10 protein-coding genes and 1 CRISPR repeat array (1 of these 11 only partly in view) are annotated in these 16815 nt (G+C 49.7%); of the genes, 3 read left to right on the top strand and 7 right to left on the bottom strand.

Annotation, left to right across the window (positions count from 1 at the left end):
* Window positions 1–4458: a CRISPR direct-repeat array (repeat unit 33 nt; unit sequence GTCGCTCTCCACACGGAGAGCGTGGATTGAAAC); it reaches 7113 nt to the left of the window's first position.
* A 65-nt stretch (window positions 4459–4523) separates the two neighbouring features.
* Together ADN00_RS06195 and ADN00_RS06190 are read right to left on the bottom strand one after the other, a co-directional pair.
* On the bottom strand, window positions 4524–5645 hold the full coding sequence (locus ADN00_RS06195) for a 5-methylcytosine restriction system specificity protein McrC (RefSeq protein ID WP_075062087.1): 1122 nt from the start codon (window positions 5643–5645) through the stop codon (window positions 4524–4526).
* A complete protein-coding gene (locus ADN00_RS06190; RefSeq protein WP_082389932.1) occupies window positions 5645–7771 on the bottom strand; it encodes an AAA family ATPase in 2127 nt (708 codons plus the stop codon). Before ADN00_RS06190 ends, ADN00_RS06195 begins: the two co-directional genes overlap by 1 nt.
* 329 nt (window positions 7772–8100) lie before the next feature.
* Here ADN00_RS06190 and ADN00_RS06185 point away from each other — a divergent pair, with 329 nt between their 5' ends.
* Window positions 8101–8358, top strand: coding sequence for a hypothetical protein (locus ADN00_RS06185; protein ID WP_075062086.1), 258 nt, complete (start codon window positions 8101–8103; stop codon window positions 8356–8358).
* A 614-nt stretch (window positions 8359–8972) separates the two neighbouring features.
* Here ADN00_RS06185 and ADN00_RS06180 read toward each other — a convergent pair.
* From ADN00_RS06180 to ADN00_RS06160, 5 genes are all read right to left on the bottom strand, one after another.
* Window positions 8973–9989, bottom strand: coding sequence for a LacI family DNA-binding transcriptional regulator (locus tag ADN00_RS06180; RefSeq protein WP_075062085.1), 1017 nt, complete (start codon window positions 9987–9989; stop codon window positions 8973–8975).
* Window positions 9990–9992: 3 nt separating this feature from the next.
* Entirely contained in the window at window positions 9993–11372 is a 1380-nt protein-coding gene (locus tag ADN00_RS06175) for a glycoside hydrolase family 13 protein (protein ID WP_075062084.1), read from the bottom strand.
* A 7-nt stretch (window positions 11373–11379) separates the two neighbouring features.
* Window positions 11380–12201, bottom strand: a complete 822-nt coding sequence (locus tag ADN00_RS06170) for a carbohydrate ABC transporter permease (RefSeq protein WP_075062083.1) — start codon at window positions 12199–12201, stop codon at window positions 11380–11382.
* A 12-nt stretch (window positions 12202–12213) separates the two neighbouring features.
* Complete coding sequence (locus ADN00_RS06165) at window positions 12214–13095, bottom strand: carbohydrate ABC transporter permease (protein ID WP_082389931.1); 882 nt, start codon at window positions 13093–13095, stop codon at window positions 12214–12216.
* A gap of 119 nt (window positions 13096–13214) precedes the next feature.
* Window positions 13215–14561, bottom strand: a complete 1347-nt coding sequence (locus ADN00_RS06160; RefSeq protein ID WP_082389930.1) for an ABC transporter substrate-binding protein — start codon at window positions 14559–14561, stop codon at window positions 13215–13217.
* Between the two features lie 276 nt (window positions 14562–14837).
* On the opposite strand from ADN00_RS06160, the gene ADN00_RS06155 reads away from it, so the two are divergent.
* Window positions 14838–15908 (top strand): CPBP family intramembrane glutamic endopeptidase, encoded by a 1071-nt coding sequence (locus tag ADN00_RS06155; RefSeq protein ID WP_075062082.1) that lies wholly within the window; start codon window positions 14838–14840, stop codon window positions 15906–15908.
* A 202-nt stretch (window positions 15909–16110) separates the two neighbouring features.
* Entirely contained in the window at window positions 16111–16749 is a 639-nt protein-coding gene (locus ADN00_RS06150; RefSeq protein WP_075062081.1) for a hypothetical protein, read from the top strand.
* The last annotated feature ends 66 nt before the right edge of the window (window positions 16750–16815 follow it).

Here is a 16815-nt window from a genome sequence, read left to right as displayed (position 1 = left end):
CTCTCCACACGGAGAGCGTGGATTGAAACGCACTCACGATCTTATGGTCATCACCCAGCTTATGTCGCTCTCCACACGGAGAGCGTGGATTGAAACAAGCAGATGGAAGATAGCTTTGATGCCTTATCGGGTCGCTCTCCACACGGAGAGCGTGGATTGAAACATGCCGGTGAACCACACAAACACGCCGGACACAGTCGCTCTCCACACGGAGAGCGTGGATTGAAACTATGTCGGATGGGTGAAATCGCAAGAACAATTTATGTCGCTCTCCACACGGAGAGCGTGGATTGAAACACAGATCGGCAGGCAATCAGTCATCTGACATTTGTCGCTCTCCACACGGAGAGCGTGGATTGAAACAGCATTGAGGCTGTTTCGCTGGACACCAATGAAAACGTCGCTCTCCACACGGAGAGCGTGGATTGAAACTGCCGCGCGGCAGACAGACCGCGCAGGGCGGTCAAGTCGCTCTCCACACGGAGAGCGTGGATTGAAACTGGAGCCAATAACCGCAGGGGTGCGCATCAATCCGTCGCTCTCCACACGGAGAGCGTGGATTGAAACAGCCAACAACGATCTTGCGGGATGGTCTGTGCTGGTCGCTCTCCACACGGAGAGCGTGGATTGAAACGCCCTCGATCCACCCGGCCGCGATCAGATTCTCAGTCGCTCTCCACACGGAGAGCGTGGATTGAAACGTGAACGCTTTTTGCCAGACCATCGCCGACAATGAGTCGCTCTCCACACGGAGAGCGTGGATTGAAACTCTCCAACATGGGGATGAGCGCCGAGCAAACCGCGTCGCTCTCCACACGGAGAGCGTGGATTGAAACAACGGCGACGCGGCCGCGTTTAGGTCCATGTTTGTCGCTCTCCACACGGAGAGCGTGGATTGAAACCGGTATGTTGACTCCGACAACTACTGGAGAATATGTCGCTCTCCACACGGAGAGCGTGGATTGAAACACCCTTCATCATGACTACAGGCCGGGCGTGTGAAAGTCGCTCTCCACACGGAGAGCGTGGATTGAAACTACCAGGCCGGGCGGGCGATCATGGCTGGGCTGATGTCGCTCTCCACACGGAGAGCGTGGATTGAAACCTGTTCAGCGTCGGGATCAGGGATAACCCATACGTCGCTCTCCACACGGAGAGCGTGGATTGAAACAAGTGAGAGCCACCAACAGTCATACGCCAACCACGTCGCTCTCCACACGGAGAGCGTGGATTGAAACAAGTTGGAAGCGCGCCTCGTCTCGGTTCTGCCGCGTCGCTCTCCACACGGAGAGCGTGGATTGAAACGACATTGAGCTGTATGACCAGGCGCTGATCAGCGGTCGCTCTCCACACGGAGAGCGTGGATTGAAACTATATCGGCGCGACATCAGAAATCGCCTGGGCAGGTCGCTCTCCACACGGAGAGCGTGGATTGAAACAGTTCAGACTGGTAGCAGTCGTCTTTGTGCTGGTGTCGCTCTCCACACGGAGAGCGTGGATTGAAACTCTTTCGTGGCATCAAAGATTTCAACGGGGGTCATGTCGCTCTCCACACGGAGAGCGTGGATTGAAACCGCTGTGATTATGTTGCTTGGGGCTGGATCTTTCGTCGCTCTCCACACGGAGAGCGTGGATTGAAACCCCTGTCCGGCCTGACCGCCGCGACAGTCTATAAGTCGCTCTCCACACGGAGAGCGTGGATTGAAACGATTTGCAGGAACAATCGCGTCATTAGTGCCTTCGTCGCTCTCCACACGGAGAGCGTGGATTGAAACTTGAACTCGCGCTACAAGGCGCTGGTGACGCGGCGTCGCTCTCCACACGGAGAGCGTGGATTGAAACTGCCATCATTCTGGCGAGTTGGAAGGCCAGGGCGTCGCTCTCCACACGGAGAGCGTGGATTGAAACAACCACACTGGATTCGTACTGGTCGCGTTCTTCGGTCGCTCTCCACACGGAGAGCGTGGATTGAAACGATTTTTTCGAGGATGCGGCGGCTGATGGTGATAGTCGCTCTCCACACGGAGAGCGTGGATTGAAACATACAATTTTACCCACACTGCAAATGACCGCCTTGTCGCTCTCCACACGGAGAGCGTGGATTGAAACAGGCTTTCGCCGGTGCGTATGCCAACGAAACAGGCTGTCGCTCTCCACACGGAGAGCGTGGATTGAAACCTACGGAATGGATGCCAAACTGATTGACTTTGGGTCGCTCTCCACACGGAGAGCGTGGATTGAAACTCTTGTACTAAATACTCATCATTTTCAGTCATGTCGCTCTCCACACGGAGAGCGTGGATTGAAACTCGTTTTTCTGTGCTGAGGATAATGTTGGCTTCTCGTCGCTCTCCACACGGAGAGCGTGGATTGAAACCGGCGTCATTGCCGGCTCGCTCCAATGGCGCAGCGTCGCTCTCCACACGGAGAGCGTGGATTGAAACACCGCCAAGATTGTCGACCTGAACGAACTGCAGGCGTCGCTCTCCACACGGAGAGCGTGGATTGAAACACACCCCCGAATCGCGCCAGTACATTGACCAGGTCGCTCTCCACACGGAGAGCGTGGATTGAAACCATCGCGGCTTCCGATAATTTGACTTCCCGTTCCACGTCGCTCTCCACACGGAGAGCGTGGATTGAAACGGGGTCTTTGCCGACCCGCCTGATCAAAGTAATTGTCGCTCTCCACACGGAGAGCGTGGATTGAAACTAGAAGAAGCAGGCATACCTTACGAGAAATATAGTCGCTCTCCACACGGAGAGCGTGGATTGAAACGAGTGAAACCAGGTTATCCGCCGTCCAGTTCAGTGTCGCTCTCCACACGGAGAGCGTGGATTGAAACCAGCAACCCGAATGGCAATAACTAGCATGGTCGTGTCGCTCTCCACACGGAGAGCGTGGATTGAAACAGTCGTTCATGTGCTCGTTCATGTACTCACTCCTGTCGCTCTCCACACGGAGAGCGTGGATTGAAACCAGTCGCCAGACCTCATTAATAAAACTGGAAAGGCGTCGCTCTCCACACGGAGAGCGTGGATTGAAACACGCGCCTATTGGGCGCAATATGAATTGTGGCTTGCGTCGCTCTCCACACGGAGAGCGTGGATTGAAACCGTACAACGATAAAAGCAAACCGTATGGCGTGGTTGTCGCTCTCCACACGGAGAGCGTGGATTGAAACTCCTCTCTGGTTGTTGTCCTCCCTGCTTGTGTCCGTCGCTCTCCACACGGAGAGCGTGGATTGAAACGATGTGGATTTGCAGCGCAATGGTCATCATGTCGTCGCTCTCCACACGGAGAGCGTGGATTGAAACTGGGGCTGCTGTGTTGTGGGTGAGCGAGGTGCAGGTCGCTCTCCACACGGAGAGCGTGGATTGAAACCGCCGGGCATCTGTCAGTCAAATTCGACGGCGAGCGTCGCTCTCCACACGGAGAGCGTGGATTGAAACCTGGGGCGCGCTTACCGCCGCTGGCATCCCGGCGCGTCGCTCTCCACACGGAGAGCGTGGATTGAAACAAATATGCCGTCATTGTTTGCAACGGTCGCATATGTCGCTCTCCACACGGAGAGCGTGGATTGAAACTCCTGGGGGCCGCTGATGATGTAACCGTTTGGTCGCTCTCCACACGGAGAGCGTGGATTGAAACCAAAAGTCAACCACCAATTTATCGACCCGATGCAATGTCGCTCTCCACACGGAGAGCGTGGATTGAAACAATGAGATTGAAAGGGTTTGGGACGCCTGGTGTGAGTCGCTCTCCACACGGAGAGCGTGGATTGAAACCATGACCCTGGATATTAAAGTCCAGATCAACACCGTCGCTCTCCACACGGAGAGCGTGGATTGAAACTATCTGGGGCGTGGAACGCAGCCCGCAATCCACCGGTCGCTCTCCACACGGAGAGCGTGGATTGAAACACGATGCAATGGATATCCTTACCGAGAAGTACGAGTCGCTCTCCACACGGAGAGCGTGGATTGAAACGACACTCTGCTCAGCTACTTCGACCCGCGCAGCGTCGCTCTCTACACGGAGAGCGTGGATTGAAACTCGTTGGTGTGATGGATATGATATTTCAGCATGTCGCTCTCCACACGGAGAGCGTGGATTGAAACCGATGTTAATCAAAAGCGTGATGGCACCGGCTACGGTCGCTCTCCACACGGAGAGCGTGGATTGAAACATTTCACCCCTCACAATCCCAGCGCAGCTGCAACGTCGCTCTCCACACGGAGAGCGTGGATTGAAACAGCGCGGCTTGCTCCAAAAGTTCTGTTAAGCGTTGTCGCTCTCCACACGGAGAGCGTGGATTGAAACTGCGATCATTTTTGCGGCGATCTCGTAAGCCTCTTGTCGCTCTCCACACGGAGAGCGTGGATTGAAACCGGTTACGATCCACACAATAGGGATCACGTCATGTCGCTCTCCACACGGAGAGCGTGGATTGAAACCTGGTAGTTTGCTGCATCGTGATCGGTGCGCTTTTGTAATGGTTCTATAATGATTTCGAAAACTGTTAGGTGGCTACGTTATATTTTAGAATCTTCAATAGCTGGTATTCTATCTCTTCCCATGGCGCCGCCAGATCAACTGTTTCAATCCTTATAGTCAGATTCTGTAAACCAATCTCCTCAGAAATATTAGTTTGGTTGATGGTTGGATAAAGTAGAATACCGGTGGCATTTTGATTCTGTTCGGAAAGATGTTCCTGTGTTTTAAGGTATGTAAAGAGCTGGTAAAGGTGCGAGGAATCGAAACCAACCTTTCCCCATTGATTCTCAATCAAACTCTTTGCAGTAAATTTTGTATCCAGAATAATGATTCTTCTGGATTTTTTTTCCTGCAGGAGTAAATCAGGCTGCATTACAGGAAGATACTTGCTTGTGTTCGATTCAAACCATTTCAATCGACTTTGCGGGGTTACTTTCCATCCATCCAGATGGTATTGATAGAAACAGGCGATAAACCGTTCATAAACGCGATGCATAACTTGCGCATCTTTATTAATGGAAGGTAGACGTATGTCACCGCCTGTTTCTGATGGCATGTGGCGCTGGAGAATCAACTCGCATACAAATAGCATAACCTGGTAATCACGATCATTACGGCCTAAGTTTTGTCTATGGATGAAGTCTTGCTTCAGTTCAATCAAATCAATCCCATCCATCTGCCGCGTCAACCATCGAATTTGATGACGCAATTCATTAGCCATTTTAATATCTGGCCCGAAATCACCAATCTGGACAAGCTTATCTAAAGTGCTTCGAAGAATTTGATTTTTTGGAACATTCAGGCTGAATTGATGGGTGTCGCAATAAACCTGCCCACGTTCGAAGGTTTGGTGTTTCAAACTATCAATGAAGTTGATTCGCCCACGTATCCCCTCTGCCAGGAGCTTTTCGTCAAAATAGCTGCGGCCAAGACCAATTCGCATTCTTTGTTGAATTAATTTCACCAGTATGGAAGCCAAAAGCGCGTCCAGAGAAGGGGCATTCTCCACATCATCTAACTCACCAAATCGATTCAACAATGCTTCTCCCCAAGCATACATCAGCATATACCAGACGTTCCGGATCGGTATACCAAACTCTGTTTTGTAAATATTTGTTGGATTATCTACCATTGCGGGACCATACATCAGCTTAGCAGAATCCTTTCCCCGTTTTCTGCTTTCTTGGGGTTATCGAACCAATATTCTTTTATCAAAGGAACGATCTCGGTCTTAACTATACTGACATACCAACTCACATCCAATTCCGAAAAATCATCACCCTTCGGGCAAAAATAACTGTGCCCGATCTGATAATTCTCTCCTAAGAGCGGGTCCGCCCTGATCTCATTGTTTATCGCAGAAATTCGGCTGACAATATGTTTTATTAACTCAGTTGCCATCGATCTGGCACTTAGCCAGTTTTCAAATTGCTTGGATTCAAACCGAGGGGATAATGTAATAAAAGCGAATCTACGACGTAAGGCATAGTCTACCATCGCCAGAGAACGATCTGCCAGGTTCATTAGCCCAATAATAAAAACATTTGATGGAATGTAGAACCTTGGCTCACCCTCTTGTGTATAAACAAGTGGAACGGAAAAATCTGCCCCGCGTTTATCATGCTCAATTAACATGAGCAACTCGCCAAATATCTGGCTTAAATTACCACGGTTGATTTCATCAATAATGAATACATACTCGCGGTCGGGGTCTCCAATCGCTTTCTGACAAAATCTTATAAAGATACCATCCTTAATTCCAAACGCACCTGCTTTATCGGGCAAGGGTCGATAACCCCGCACAAAATCATCATAAGAATAAGATTGGTGAAATTGGACGAATTCTAGCCTGTTGTTATCAATCTCGCTCATCAAGGCATAAGCCAGCTTACGGGCGATAAAAGTTTTGCCCACACCAGGAGGGCCTTGAATAATTATTGCTTTCTTCTCTTTTAACCTGCTAAGTATCTGATTGATCTCAGTGATTTCCAGGAAAACACCAGATGCAATGATATCTTCCACCGAGTATGGCGTTTTTCCGAATATTATGTCTGATGTCCCATTAATCTCTTCCGTCTTGTCAGATGATTCAATATCCAACCAGTTCTTAATAAACCAATCGTAATCCTGATCTTTTCCATACCAAATAAAGTCGATCAATTTTTCTACTGTTTGTAACTTATCATTCTTTTGAGTTCTTTTCAAATGCCATACTGTGTTCCAAACAGTATAGAAATACCAGTTCTTTTCTTTAAAATCTGTATCCCACTCCACCTCAACGGTTCTGCCATCATTACGGTTGGCTACAACCGTTCCCACCGCCTTGATTATCATCAGAGAAACGGTTTTATTGCGACTATCGAATGGCAAACCTGATCTTTGAGTTGTTGTGGCTTTAATGGCAATCTTGTCCCCAACTTTCATTGATTTCACATCATCAAGATATTTATTTTCATGGCCATTCTTCCATATTCCTTCAGCAATAAATCGCTCAGTTTGATCCTTAGGATTACTGTCTGACCAATACGCTCCGACTAGCCAATAATTAATATTTTCGCGTTCAATTTCCTTAGCTAACGTCTTAATATCCGTATTTTTTTGAGTTGTTTTCCATGCATCGTTTGATAACTCAAAAAATGGTTTTCCAAGCTTGGTTATTTCCTTGAGCGTCTCAATATAGAATTTTGAAGTAAGGCCGCTAGAGGGCAATTTCACATTTAAGTATTCACGGTTTACGCTGTCCAAATTCAAGAAAACCGTTGGTCGTATCCAAAACAGACCCACTGTCAGGTTAATATTTGTTTGTGCAACTTTTAGGGCTTCATCAAATGCGAGCGAAAACTTGGGGTTATTAAGAGGATCATTTTCTAAGGCTAATTCAAAAACCCGCCATAATTTAGGCACATCCTCAATATCCCGATTTGCACTATATCCAATAAACCATGATTTAATATTGTTCAGAATCGGGATTCCATCAAAGCTCTCGGGCAATATACTTTGCAAATTAAAGAACTTCTTTATTTCCGCAAGAATGGCGATGCGTTGTTCATTTCGAATACGACGATTGAACACTCCAAAGAATGTAAATGGATCAATTTCTCTTAACAAGAAACTTGCTCCATCCTCATCTCTATCATTGAAAGGAGTAATTACGAGACCCCTGGATCTTAATTCTTCGAGAAATGAGATTAAATCAATCTGACGATCTCGCCATTTTACAAGTTCATATGCCAATTCTTGGTATAAATCAATCCAAGTAAACTGGGCTGTCATAATTCACCTCTCTTTTTTGACTTCCCAATAAACAACTTCAAGTAATCCTTTTTTTGAAGTAAACAATCCTACTCAAAAATTGTATCTTAAATCTAGCCTCCTGACAGTTTCTCTCGTCAGTGGTAACGACAAACTAGAGAACGGATCGGCGAGCCTTTGGTCAAGCATCACTTAATGTAACGGAGACCAATTTAAGAAATGGACAATCTTAGCGGTCCTTATGACCTACCCAATGGCGTAAATCATCATGAATAACGTGGGGGGCCAGTTGAAACTGGCCAAACATACAGCAAGATAACCTCTAAGAGAAGCCGGGATAAACGCATAAAATGATGCAACAATGTGCTTTCGAGATCAAAATCATGTCGCCTCAAATCGCCAAACATCTCCTTGATCCACATTTTGCCTTTTTAATTTCGCAAGGTCATCCTGCGATCTGGCAAGTTGGTGGCCAAACACCAAGGCTTCTTTTCGCAGGACTTCCAGTAGGCCAACAAATGGACCGGACAAATATCCGCTTAGGTCAGACCCCCCTGTCCCAGCTAAACGCTTTGACCGCTCTTTTGAACGAAGCCGCCGAAATCTAGCCAGCCTGGTTGTTCACTGAACCACACGTGTGTACTGGTCTTATGGCGCAACACATAGAACCAGCGACATTCATCCAACTGTCGAAAGACTTTGACCGACCCAAACGCTGTATCTCCTGCCAAAAAGACACTCGCCCCGTTTGGCAACAAGCTCTGCCCATACTTCAGCAGCACCAATTGCTTGCTAGCCATGCTGTGACCACGCACATGTCGCACCTCTCGCTCGCATTAAGAGAAACTACGCTTCCAGCTACTCCCGAGCGATGAGCCCATACCATTCCCGGACGCAAATCTTGGAATTGTTCAGCAGGCGGCTCAAGCGGCGTGTGGACCTCAGCAGTTTGGTTAGCCCCGGGAACTTCCCAGCAATTTTTGTTCCAGTTCGCCGAGCGGCTTTGAAATATCCTGATCATCAGCCAGACAAAGTTTCGCACTTGATTGATCCGTTGCCCTGGGCGAAGTTCATAAATTCGCTGAAACCAAGTATGACAAAGCATGTTGATCGGCATGTGGCCCCTCCGAAGTATGGATTCTGCGGTAAGAACCAATTTGTTCGAAGTGGCACTGCCGATCAACTATTTTTTTCATAAAGTATCAGGTGGCTGGGTTTTTAATTAGAGACTTTTTCGAATAACTAATTCGGTCTTGAAATGAACAAATTGAGCTTTGTCGAGCAAGGAATCACGGCTTTTCAGTAATAAATCCCCCGCAACTCGTCCCTTCTCGTAATGATCCTGATAAATACTGGTCAAGGGGGGATGGAAGTAAGAAGCACCGGGAATATCATCGAAACCAGTCACTGCCAGGTCTTGGGGAACGCGCAACCCCATTTGTAATGCCTCGCTGATCACTCCCATCGCAATCACATCCGACATAGTAACAATCGCCGTTGGCCTTTCATGATCCTGCCATAATTCACGAAAGAGTAATCCCGCGTCTTTCTGAGTACATTTACAACTGCGAACTCTCATGGAAATCGGATCCTGGTGAGCACCCAGAGCGCGTTCAAACCCCATCATCCGGCGATGCACAGTGCCCCGATATGAGATCTCTTCTACTGCTTCAAGCGGCTCCAATGCGATTATGACAATATTTTTATGGCCCTTTTCCAGTACCAGCTTCATCATTTGCTCAGCGCTGCTGATGTCATCCGCCAACACCCCAGAGATGTCTTGAATTGGGTCCGTATCCACAGTCACAAAAGGGATGCGGCGCGCCTGCAATATTTGGGCTACGGCCCTGGATTCTTTAAGATCATAGGCGACAAACGCGTCTACGGATGCGTTGGCAACCGCGCGAGTCAGGCTGCCCTCCAGCGGAGGCACCAGCATCAGCGAAGCCTTGTCTTCTTTTAATGCTTCTCCCAAGCCTTCCAATACAATCGTAAACCCTGGGTTGGCCAGCATCTCTGGTAAGGGGTGTGGCACCAGCACTCCAATAATCCCGATGATGCCAGTAGACATGCTGCGCGCAATCGGATCGGGGATAAAATCCAATTCTTCAGCAATTTTTAAGATTTTTTGTAACGTTTCTTTTGAGATCCTATCCGGATAATTAAACGCGTAAGAGACCGCTGTCTTGGAGACACCGGCAATTTCTGCGATCTCTTGCATGGTGATTTTCGCCATCATCTACTACACCTTGAACACAAGCAAACTGCGTTCTTCAATCCAATCGAGTTTCAGGTTTCCATCGATATTATAGTGTTTCTCCGAAATTAATTCTACGAGGCTGTTGGCAACAACTCCATCCAGCACAATGGTCTGGTCGCGAACCGCTCCGCGGGAATTGGCGATCACCAGCATACGCTCCGCGCCTGACTGCAACCACAAAGCCAGATACCCATTCAACACTTTTTCAACCTTCACCTCAGCGTGAGAAAGCCAAGTATGCTGCCTGCGGATCTGAATCATCTTCTTATAATGAGCATAAAGCTCCTGATCCCACGTTTCCGGCTCCCAGGGCATGCAGCGCCGACAGTCCGGGTCATTGGCACCACGCAGGCCCACCTCATCGCCGTAATAAACCATGGGCACACCGGGCAGTAACATTTGCAAACCAGAAATCAATTTTATTTTTCGCCGATCTCCAGCCGCTAACTCCAAAACACGGGCTGTATCGTGGCTTCCAATCAAATTCAACTGACCGCCGCGATTTTCACCAAGATCATCCAAAAGTCGTGTCAGGAAATATGTAAAATCTTCAGCGTCCATGTGATCGTGCACGCAGTAATCCAGCAAATACTCGCGCAGCGGATAATTCATGGTGCCGTCGCAAGTTGTGCCATCCAACCAGGTTAGCGAATCTCGCCAAATTTCACCAACGATATATGCATCCGGTCGGACTTGTTTTACCCGCGTTCGAAAGCGCTTCCAGAAATCAAAATCAGCTTTCCAGGGCACATCCAGCCGCCAGCCATCGATATTGAATTCCCTGATCCAGTATTCAGCCACATCCAGAAAAAAATCTTGAACCACTTGGTTGGCTGTATTGAGCTTGGGCAAATACTCCGCCCCCCCACAAGTCTGGTAAGACAATGGGCTGGTTGTCACCGGGAACCGGTCAACAAAGAACCAATCCCGATAAGGTGATGCGTCGCCTTTCTCTACAAGATCAAGAAATGGCGAGAACCCCAATCCGCAGTGATTGAAAACACCATCCAGTATGATACGAATACCTCTGTGATGAGATTCCTCCACCAATTGCTTGAAATCAGATTTTGTGCCCAAAACAGGATCAATTTCATAATAGTCGAAGGTATCATAGCGATGGTTGGTACCAGCTTTGAAGATCGGATTGAGATATAACGCATTGATCCCTAATTCTTGCAGATAGTCCAAATTCTGGATGATGCCCCGCAAATCTCCACCCCAAAAATGTTCACGGTCGGGCTGTGATCCCCATGGAAATACCCCTTGAGGATCATTCGATAAATCTCCGTTTGCGAAGCGGTCAGGAAAAATCTGATAAAAAACCGCATTGTTCAGCCATTGTGGTTTATTGATAATCGTCATTGAATTTCTATCCTTTAATGCCGGATTTCATAATGCCTGAGATAAACTGCTTTTGCGCGAGGAAGAAGAGCAGAATGGGCAGAATGGTGGCCATCACCGTTCCGGCCATCATATACGTCCACTCTACCTGGTACCGCCCGGAAAAAGCCTGCAAGCCCACCTGAATGACGCGCATCTTCTCCGCGTTGGCCACCAGCAGCGGCCAGAGAAAATCGTTCCAAATAAAGAGAAATGTGAATAATGACATGGTCAACACCGTCGGTGTAGCCAGTGGAAACACAATTTTCCATAGAGTCTGCCAATCATTGCATCCGTCCATTTTTGCTGCATCCAGGTAGTCCTTCGGGATAGAGATAAAATTCTGGCGCAGCAGAAATATGGAAAAGGCGTCCACCATTCTGGGAACAATCAACACCTGGTAGGTATTGAACCAGTTGAAATCTCTGGCCAATTGGTAGGAAGGGATGATGATGGATTGAAACGGAATCATCATTGTGCCGAGAAAGAGGAGAAAAATCAGATCACGGCCTTTGAATTTCATGATCGCGAAGCTGTATGCCGCCAGGCTGGCCAGCACAATCCGGCTGGCAATCACTGCTACCGCCACAATTAACGTATTGATGTAGTAGCGCAAAAAAGGCGCCGCCTTCCACGCGATCTGATAGTTCTCAAAGCGGAAATAGGTTGGAAACAGGTATGGCGGTTCGCCCATCATGTTTCTGGGCTTTAAAGAAGTGGTGATCATCCACAGGTACGGCGCCAGCATAATGAAGGCAAAGAGCAAGATGACCGCGAAGTTCAAAACCTGGGAAAAAGTGATCTTTTTCATCGCTGTTCCTCGCTACTCTTCCGCTGTTCCAAAACCGACAAAACGCCATTGAAAAACGGTAAAAATCATGATGATGAGAAACATCACCACAGAGATTGCCGATCCGTATCCTAGCTTCGCCAGGCGAAACGCGGTGGTGTACATGAACTGGCCAATCACCTCAGTGCTGCCACCCGGCCCGCCGCCAGTCAAGATCAGAATTTGGTCGATTACCATGAATGAATCGATCACCCCCAGGATCAACAGCATGATCGTAGTTGGCTTGACCATGGGCAGCGTGATGTATAAGAATTTTTCGAATCCGTTGGCACCGTCAATTTCTGCGCTTTCATAGAGCGACTCGGAAACATTTTGCAGGGCGGCCAGGTAATTCAAAAAGTTAAATCCCATACGCCGCCAAATCCCCAACAGCATAACGCAAAACAACGCCCAGCGCATATCGGCCAGCCAGTTCAACCCCTCCAATCCCAATTTTCTCAGCGCGATATTCACGATGCCAAACCCAGGATTAAAAATCAGCATCCAGACCATGGCAATAGCCACCGTTGGAGTAACACTGGGCAGAAAGTAAATGCTGCGCCACACCGACCGGCCGGGAATGTGTTTCTTTTGATTCAGCAGCACCGCCAGGATAAGTCCCAAGAATAAACTGACCGCTGTTACGCCTACTGTATATTTAGCGGTAACCCATAAAGAGTTCCAAAAGCGATCATCGCCAAACAAGCGCACAAATTGATCGAACCCTACAAACTCCATCTTGGGAGAAATAAACTCCCACTTGAATAAGCTTAATCGGAACACAGAAAAAGCAGGATAATAGGCAAACAATCCCAGAATCACCAAGGAAGGGAGCAAATAGAAAAAGGGTTTGATCGTTCGGAAAAAGCGCGTCATTTCAAATCCTGAAATCCGTTACGGTTTGCGGTTAGAACCAGTCCGTTCTGAAAACAATTTTTGATGAAACAGGCGGCGAGGTAGCCTGCCGCCTGTTTCAGATCACAAATCCAAGCGGTCTATTGACTCAACACTTCGTTCACCGCTGCTTCGGCAGCCGCCAGGGCATCCGCCGGTGACTTTTCTCCTAATAAGCTTAACTGAATTTCGCGGGAAAAAGCATCTGAAACCTCAAAGTAGTAGGGAGTTGCGGGCCGGGTGTGGGCGTAAGGCATGCCTTCAACAAAGGGCAGCATGCGCGGCTCGGTGTCGTTTACCCACTGCAAATATTCTGGATTCTCACCTACTGCTTTACGTACGGGCAGAAAACCAGTAGCCATGTCCCATTTCAATTGGGTCTCCGCCGAAGTCATGAATTTGATAAACTTCCAGGCGGCTTCTTTATCCTTGGCATTGTTGAACATAAAGATATGTTCGCCACCCACATTGCTGGCCGTCTGTCCGCCTTCGGGAGCTGGCACCGGGGCGATTCCCCACTCAAACGGCGCGTCTGCCCGGTACCCAAACAGCCAGGAGCCGTCCAACTGCATGCAGGCTTTTTGTTCGCCGAACAAACCCCACGGCCCCGGCTGAGAGCCATTGCCAGCCAGCATGTCCGAAACAAAGGTTAAGGCGCCCAGCCCCTCGGGTGTATTGAAAGCCGCGGCGGTATTGTCCGCGTTCAGGAATTCACCCCCGTTAGCCCACAGCCACACCTGGAACTGCCAGGTAATGCCTTCGCCGGTTGGCTGGGTGTAATATTCAAATCCCACAATACCCTGCTCTTTGTTCTGGCATTGTTCCGCCATGGCCTTCATTTCATCCCAGGTGGCCGGCGGCACTTCGGGATCGAGACCAGCCGCCGCGAATAAATCTTTATTCCAGATCAGCTGCATATTGTTGGTGCTCATCGGAATGGCATAACGCGCGCCGTCCATCACGTCATATTCAGCCAGCAGCGGATAAAAATCATTGATGTCGAATTCTGCATCTGCCGCAATATAGCCGTCCAGCGGCTCGACTGCACCGGTTGCCACCAGTTGCGGGATCAAGATCAAGTCCAGCGCGACCAGATCAGGATTGGTTCCAGACACCACCGATGTTTGCAGCAGTGTGGTCATTTCGCCGTAAGGCTGGAATACATTCTCAACCACGATATCCGGGTTTTGAGCATTGAACTCGTCTACGAGAGCCTGGATCGTCTCCCCGTTCTTGGAATCCCAGTTATTCCAGAAGGTCAACTTGACCGGCTCTTTTGTCTCCGCTGCCGGCTCCGAGACACTCGCTGTGGTAGCGGTCGCTTCGACCACAGGTTCTGCCGCTGGCGCTTCAACCTCAGGAGTGGCTGCTGTCTCTCCACCGCAAGCAGTCAGCCCCATCAGCAAAACCACCAGCACAATGATCGACTTGAAAATTTTGCTATTCATCTTCGTTTTCCTTCTCCAAATTTTGATTGATGCATTTTTTATCCAACCTTTGTACTTAACCGGTTAAGTGAACCGGTTAAGTAACATTATAGATATTCTCATCCGCTTGTCAATAACCAATTTGGGTTGAAAATCCTCTTTCCTTACTTTCAAACCTATCTTTAGTTAGGCGGCTAGCTCCGCTTAAGCATTTATACTGATGTCGAAAATGAGATTTAGCATTGATGGGCATTTATCGGACCTTAGCAATTATTTGTGATCAAACTGGAGGATTCTATGATCAATTCGCCTGGGAATAAAGAAACACTTCGAATTATCCCTGTTTCCAGCAATACCCTGCGCTGGAAATTCGCGCAAGCTCACCCAACCCTTACCTTCTTACTGCTTTGCTTTGCCTGGAGCTGGACTATTTGGCTGGCCGCCATCCCGCTCGCTAATGATGATGCGCTGCTGCGCTACGCGCTCACCCTGGTCGGCGGATTTGGCCCGGCGGTTGGCGGCATTCTCGCGTCGGGTCTCAAGCAGGGACTGCGATTCGACTTTTCTGCTCGGCGGCTGGTCATCGGGGGAATCACCTCCGTCCTGATCTTCGCGCTCATGGCCGCGCGGTACGCGCTGGGGAACTTTCCCGGCTTTGAGACCCTACCCGGCACGCTGCGTCTCACTCCCGCCATTCTGCTTTGCGCTGTGGCCGCCAGCCTGATCGGGGGTTGGGTCGTCTCCAACGCCCGCTCCACCAACCCAGATATTCGCGCCAGGCTGGCCTCCCTCCTGCCTCGCGGCACAAACCCGGGCTGGCTGCTCTTCGCTCTGCTCTTTTACCCGGCGCTGATCCTGCTGAGTTGGGCGGCTGCGTCTGCGGTTGGGCTGCCGGTGGAATATCCCGGCTTATGGGGACGGCCGGCCGCTGAAGTCATACCCCTGTTTCTGCTCTCGTTCTCCCTCACCGCGTTGGCCCGCGGCGGCAACGAAGAGCCCGGCTGGCGCGGAGTGATGCAGCCCGAGTTGCAAAAGAAAATCAGCCCGCTGGTCGCTTCACTCATCATTGCATTCTTCTGGTCGCTCTGGCATCTGCCCCTGTTTCTCAACGGCTTCTACGCCGGAGACGTGGTGAGCGGCATGCTTGGCGGCGGCGTCTACCGCATTTTCCTCTCAATCTTCCTCACCTGGGTATACAACCGCTCGCGGGGCAACGTTTTGCTCATGGTTCTGCTGCACGCTTCCTTTAATGTCGCGGTAGATTACCTGCCCCTGTCCGACACACTGCTGGCCGTTTTTTGGCTGGTCATCTCGGTGGGTCTGGTGATCAAAGGCAAAATGGCTCAAAAACTTCCCGCCACTGCCTGATCGGGAAAAGAACCGACTTCTCACCTTTCGTTCAAAATCCTACAAGGCCCCAGGGTATCATCCTGGCGGCCTTGTACCAATTTTGAACCAGATCCAACTTGCCACTCAATTTTCTTTACTTTCTGCCGAAAAGTTAATGTAAGGTCGTTACATCCACGGCCAATCTTCTGCTATCTTTCGAATGCCAGGTGAGCAGCAAAACATGGACGCCTCTTTCACGCAACAATGGACCAGCGAAATGCGCCGTTGGACAGAATCTCTCTTTCCCAACTGCGAGCTATCCTTCCCTGTGCCCAATCTGGGCAACCCCTACTCGGGCACTCTTTCGCTCACCGCATTTTGGTACCGCGTATCGCCTGGGCCAGGCCCTCAATTGCTCTACATTGGCGTTCCAGACGGTCGGATAACCGCGCTATACCCCGAGCCGCAAACCATTCGGGTTGGCTTCGCGCCCTGGGTCACCATTGACCGGGCGGCCTTGCTCCAAAAGATCGCCGGCTGCCAAATTCAGGTTGATCCCTTCTTCGATGATCGTTTCTTTCGATCACTTCCCGAATCGGGCCGACTGGGGATTATGGCCAGCCAACCCAAGTCTCAAAACCCATCCCGGGCGCTGAGTCAATTGTTTCATCTTTATGATCAATGCCTCAGCCAGTACCTGGGCGGCGCTCCCGCCCATCCCAAGACCAGGCCCGCGTTCTACCAGTCGTTCGTTCAATTAACTCCGCCAGGGCTGTTTCTCTACTACCGCCGCATCAATATGGCCTTCTGGGACTGGGTGGAAGCGGGCATCGCACCTACATCTTCCGCCAAGCAGGAAGAGGTCGTTGGCCTCGCATGATTCCCTCATTAGATCCAAATCCATAGAAAACTACCCGCGTAGACCAGCCGCGCGCCTACAAGCATG

This window comes from Ornatilinea apprima (genome assembly GCF_001306115.1).
GTDB lineage: Bacteria > Chloroflexota > Anaerolineae > Anaerolineales > Anaerolineaceae > Ornatilinea > Ornatilinea apprima.
This window is presented reverse-complemented; position numbering and strand designations above follow the sequence as displayed.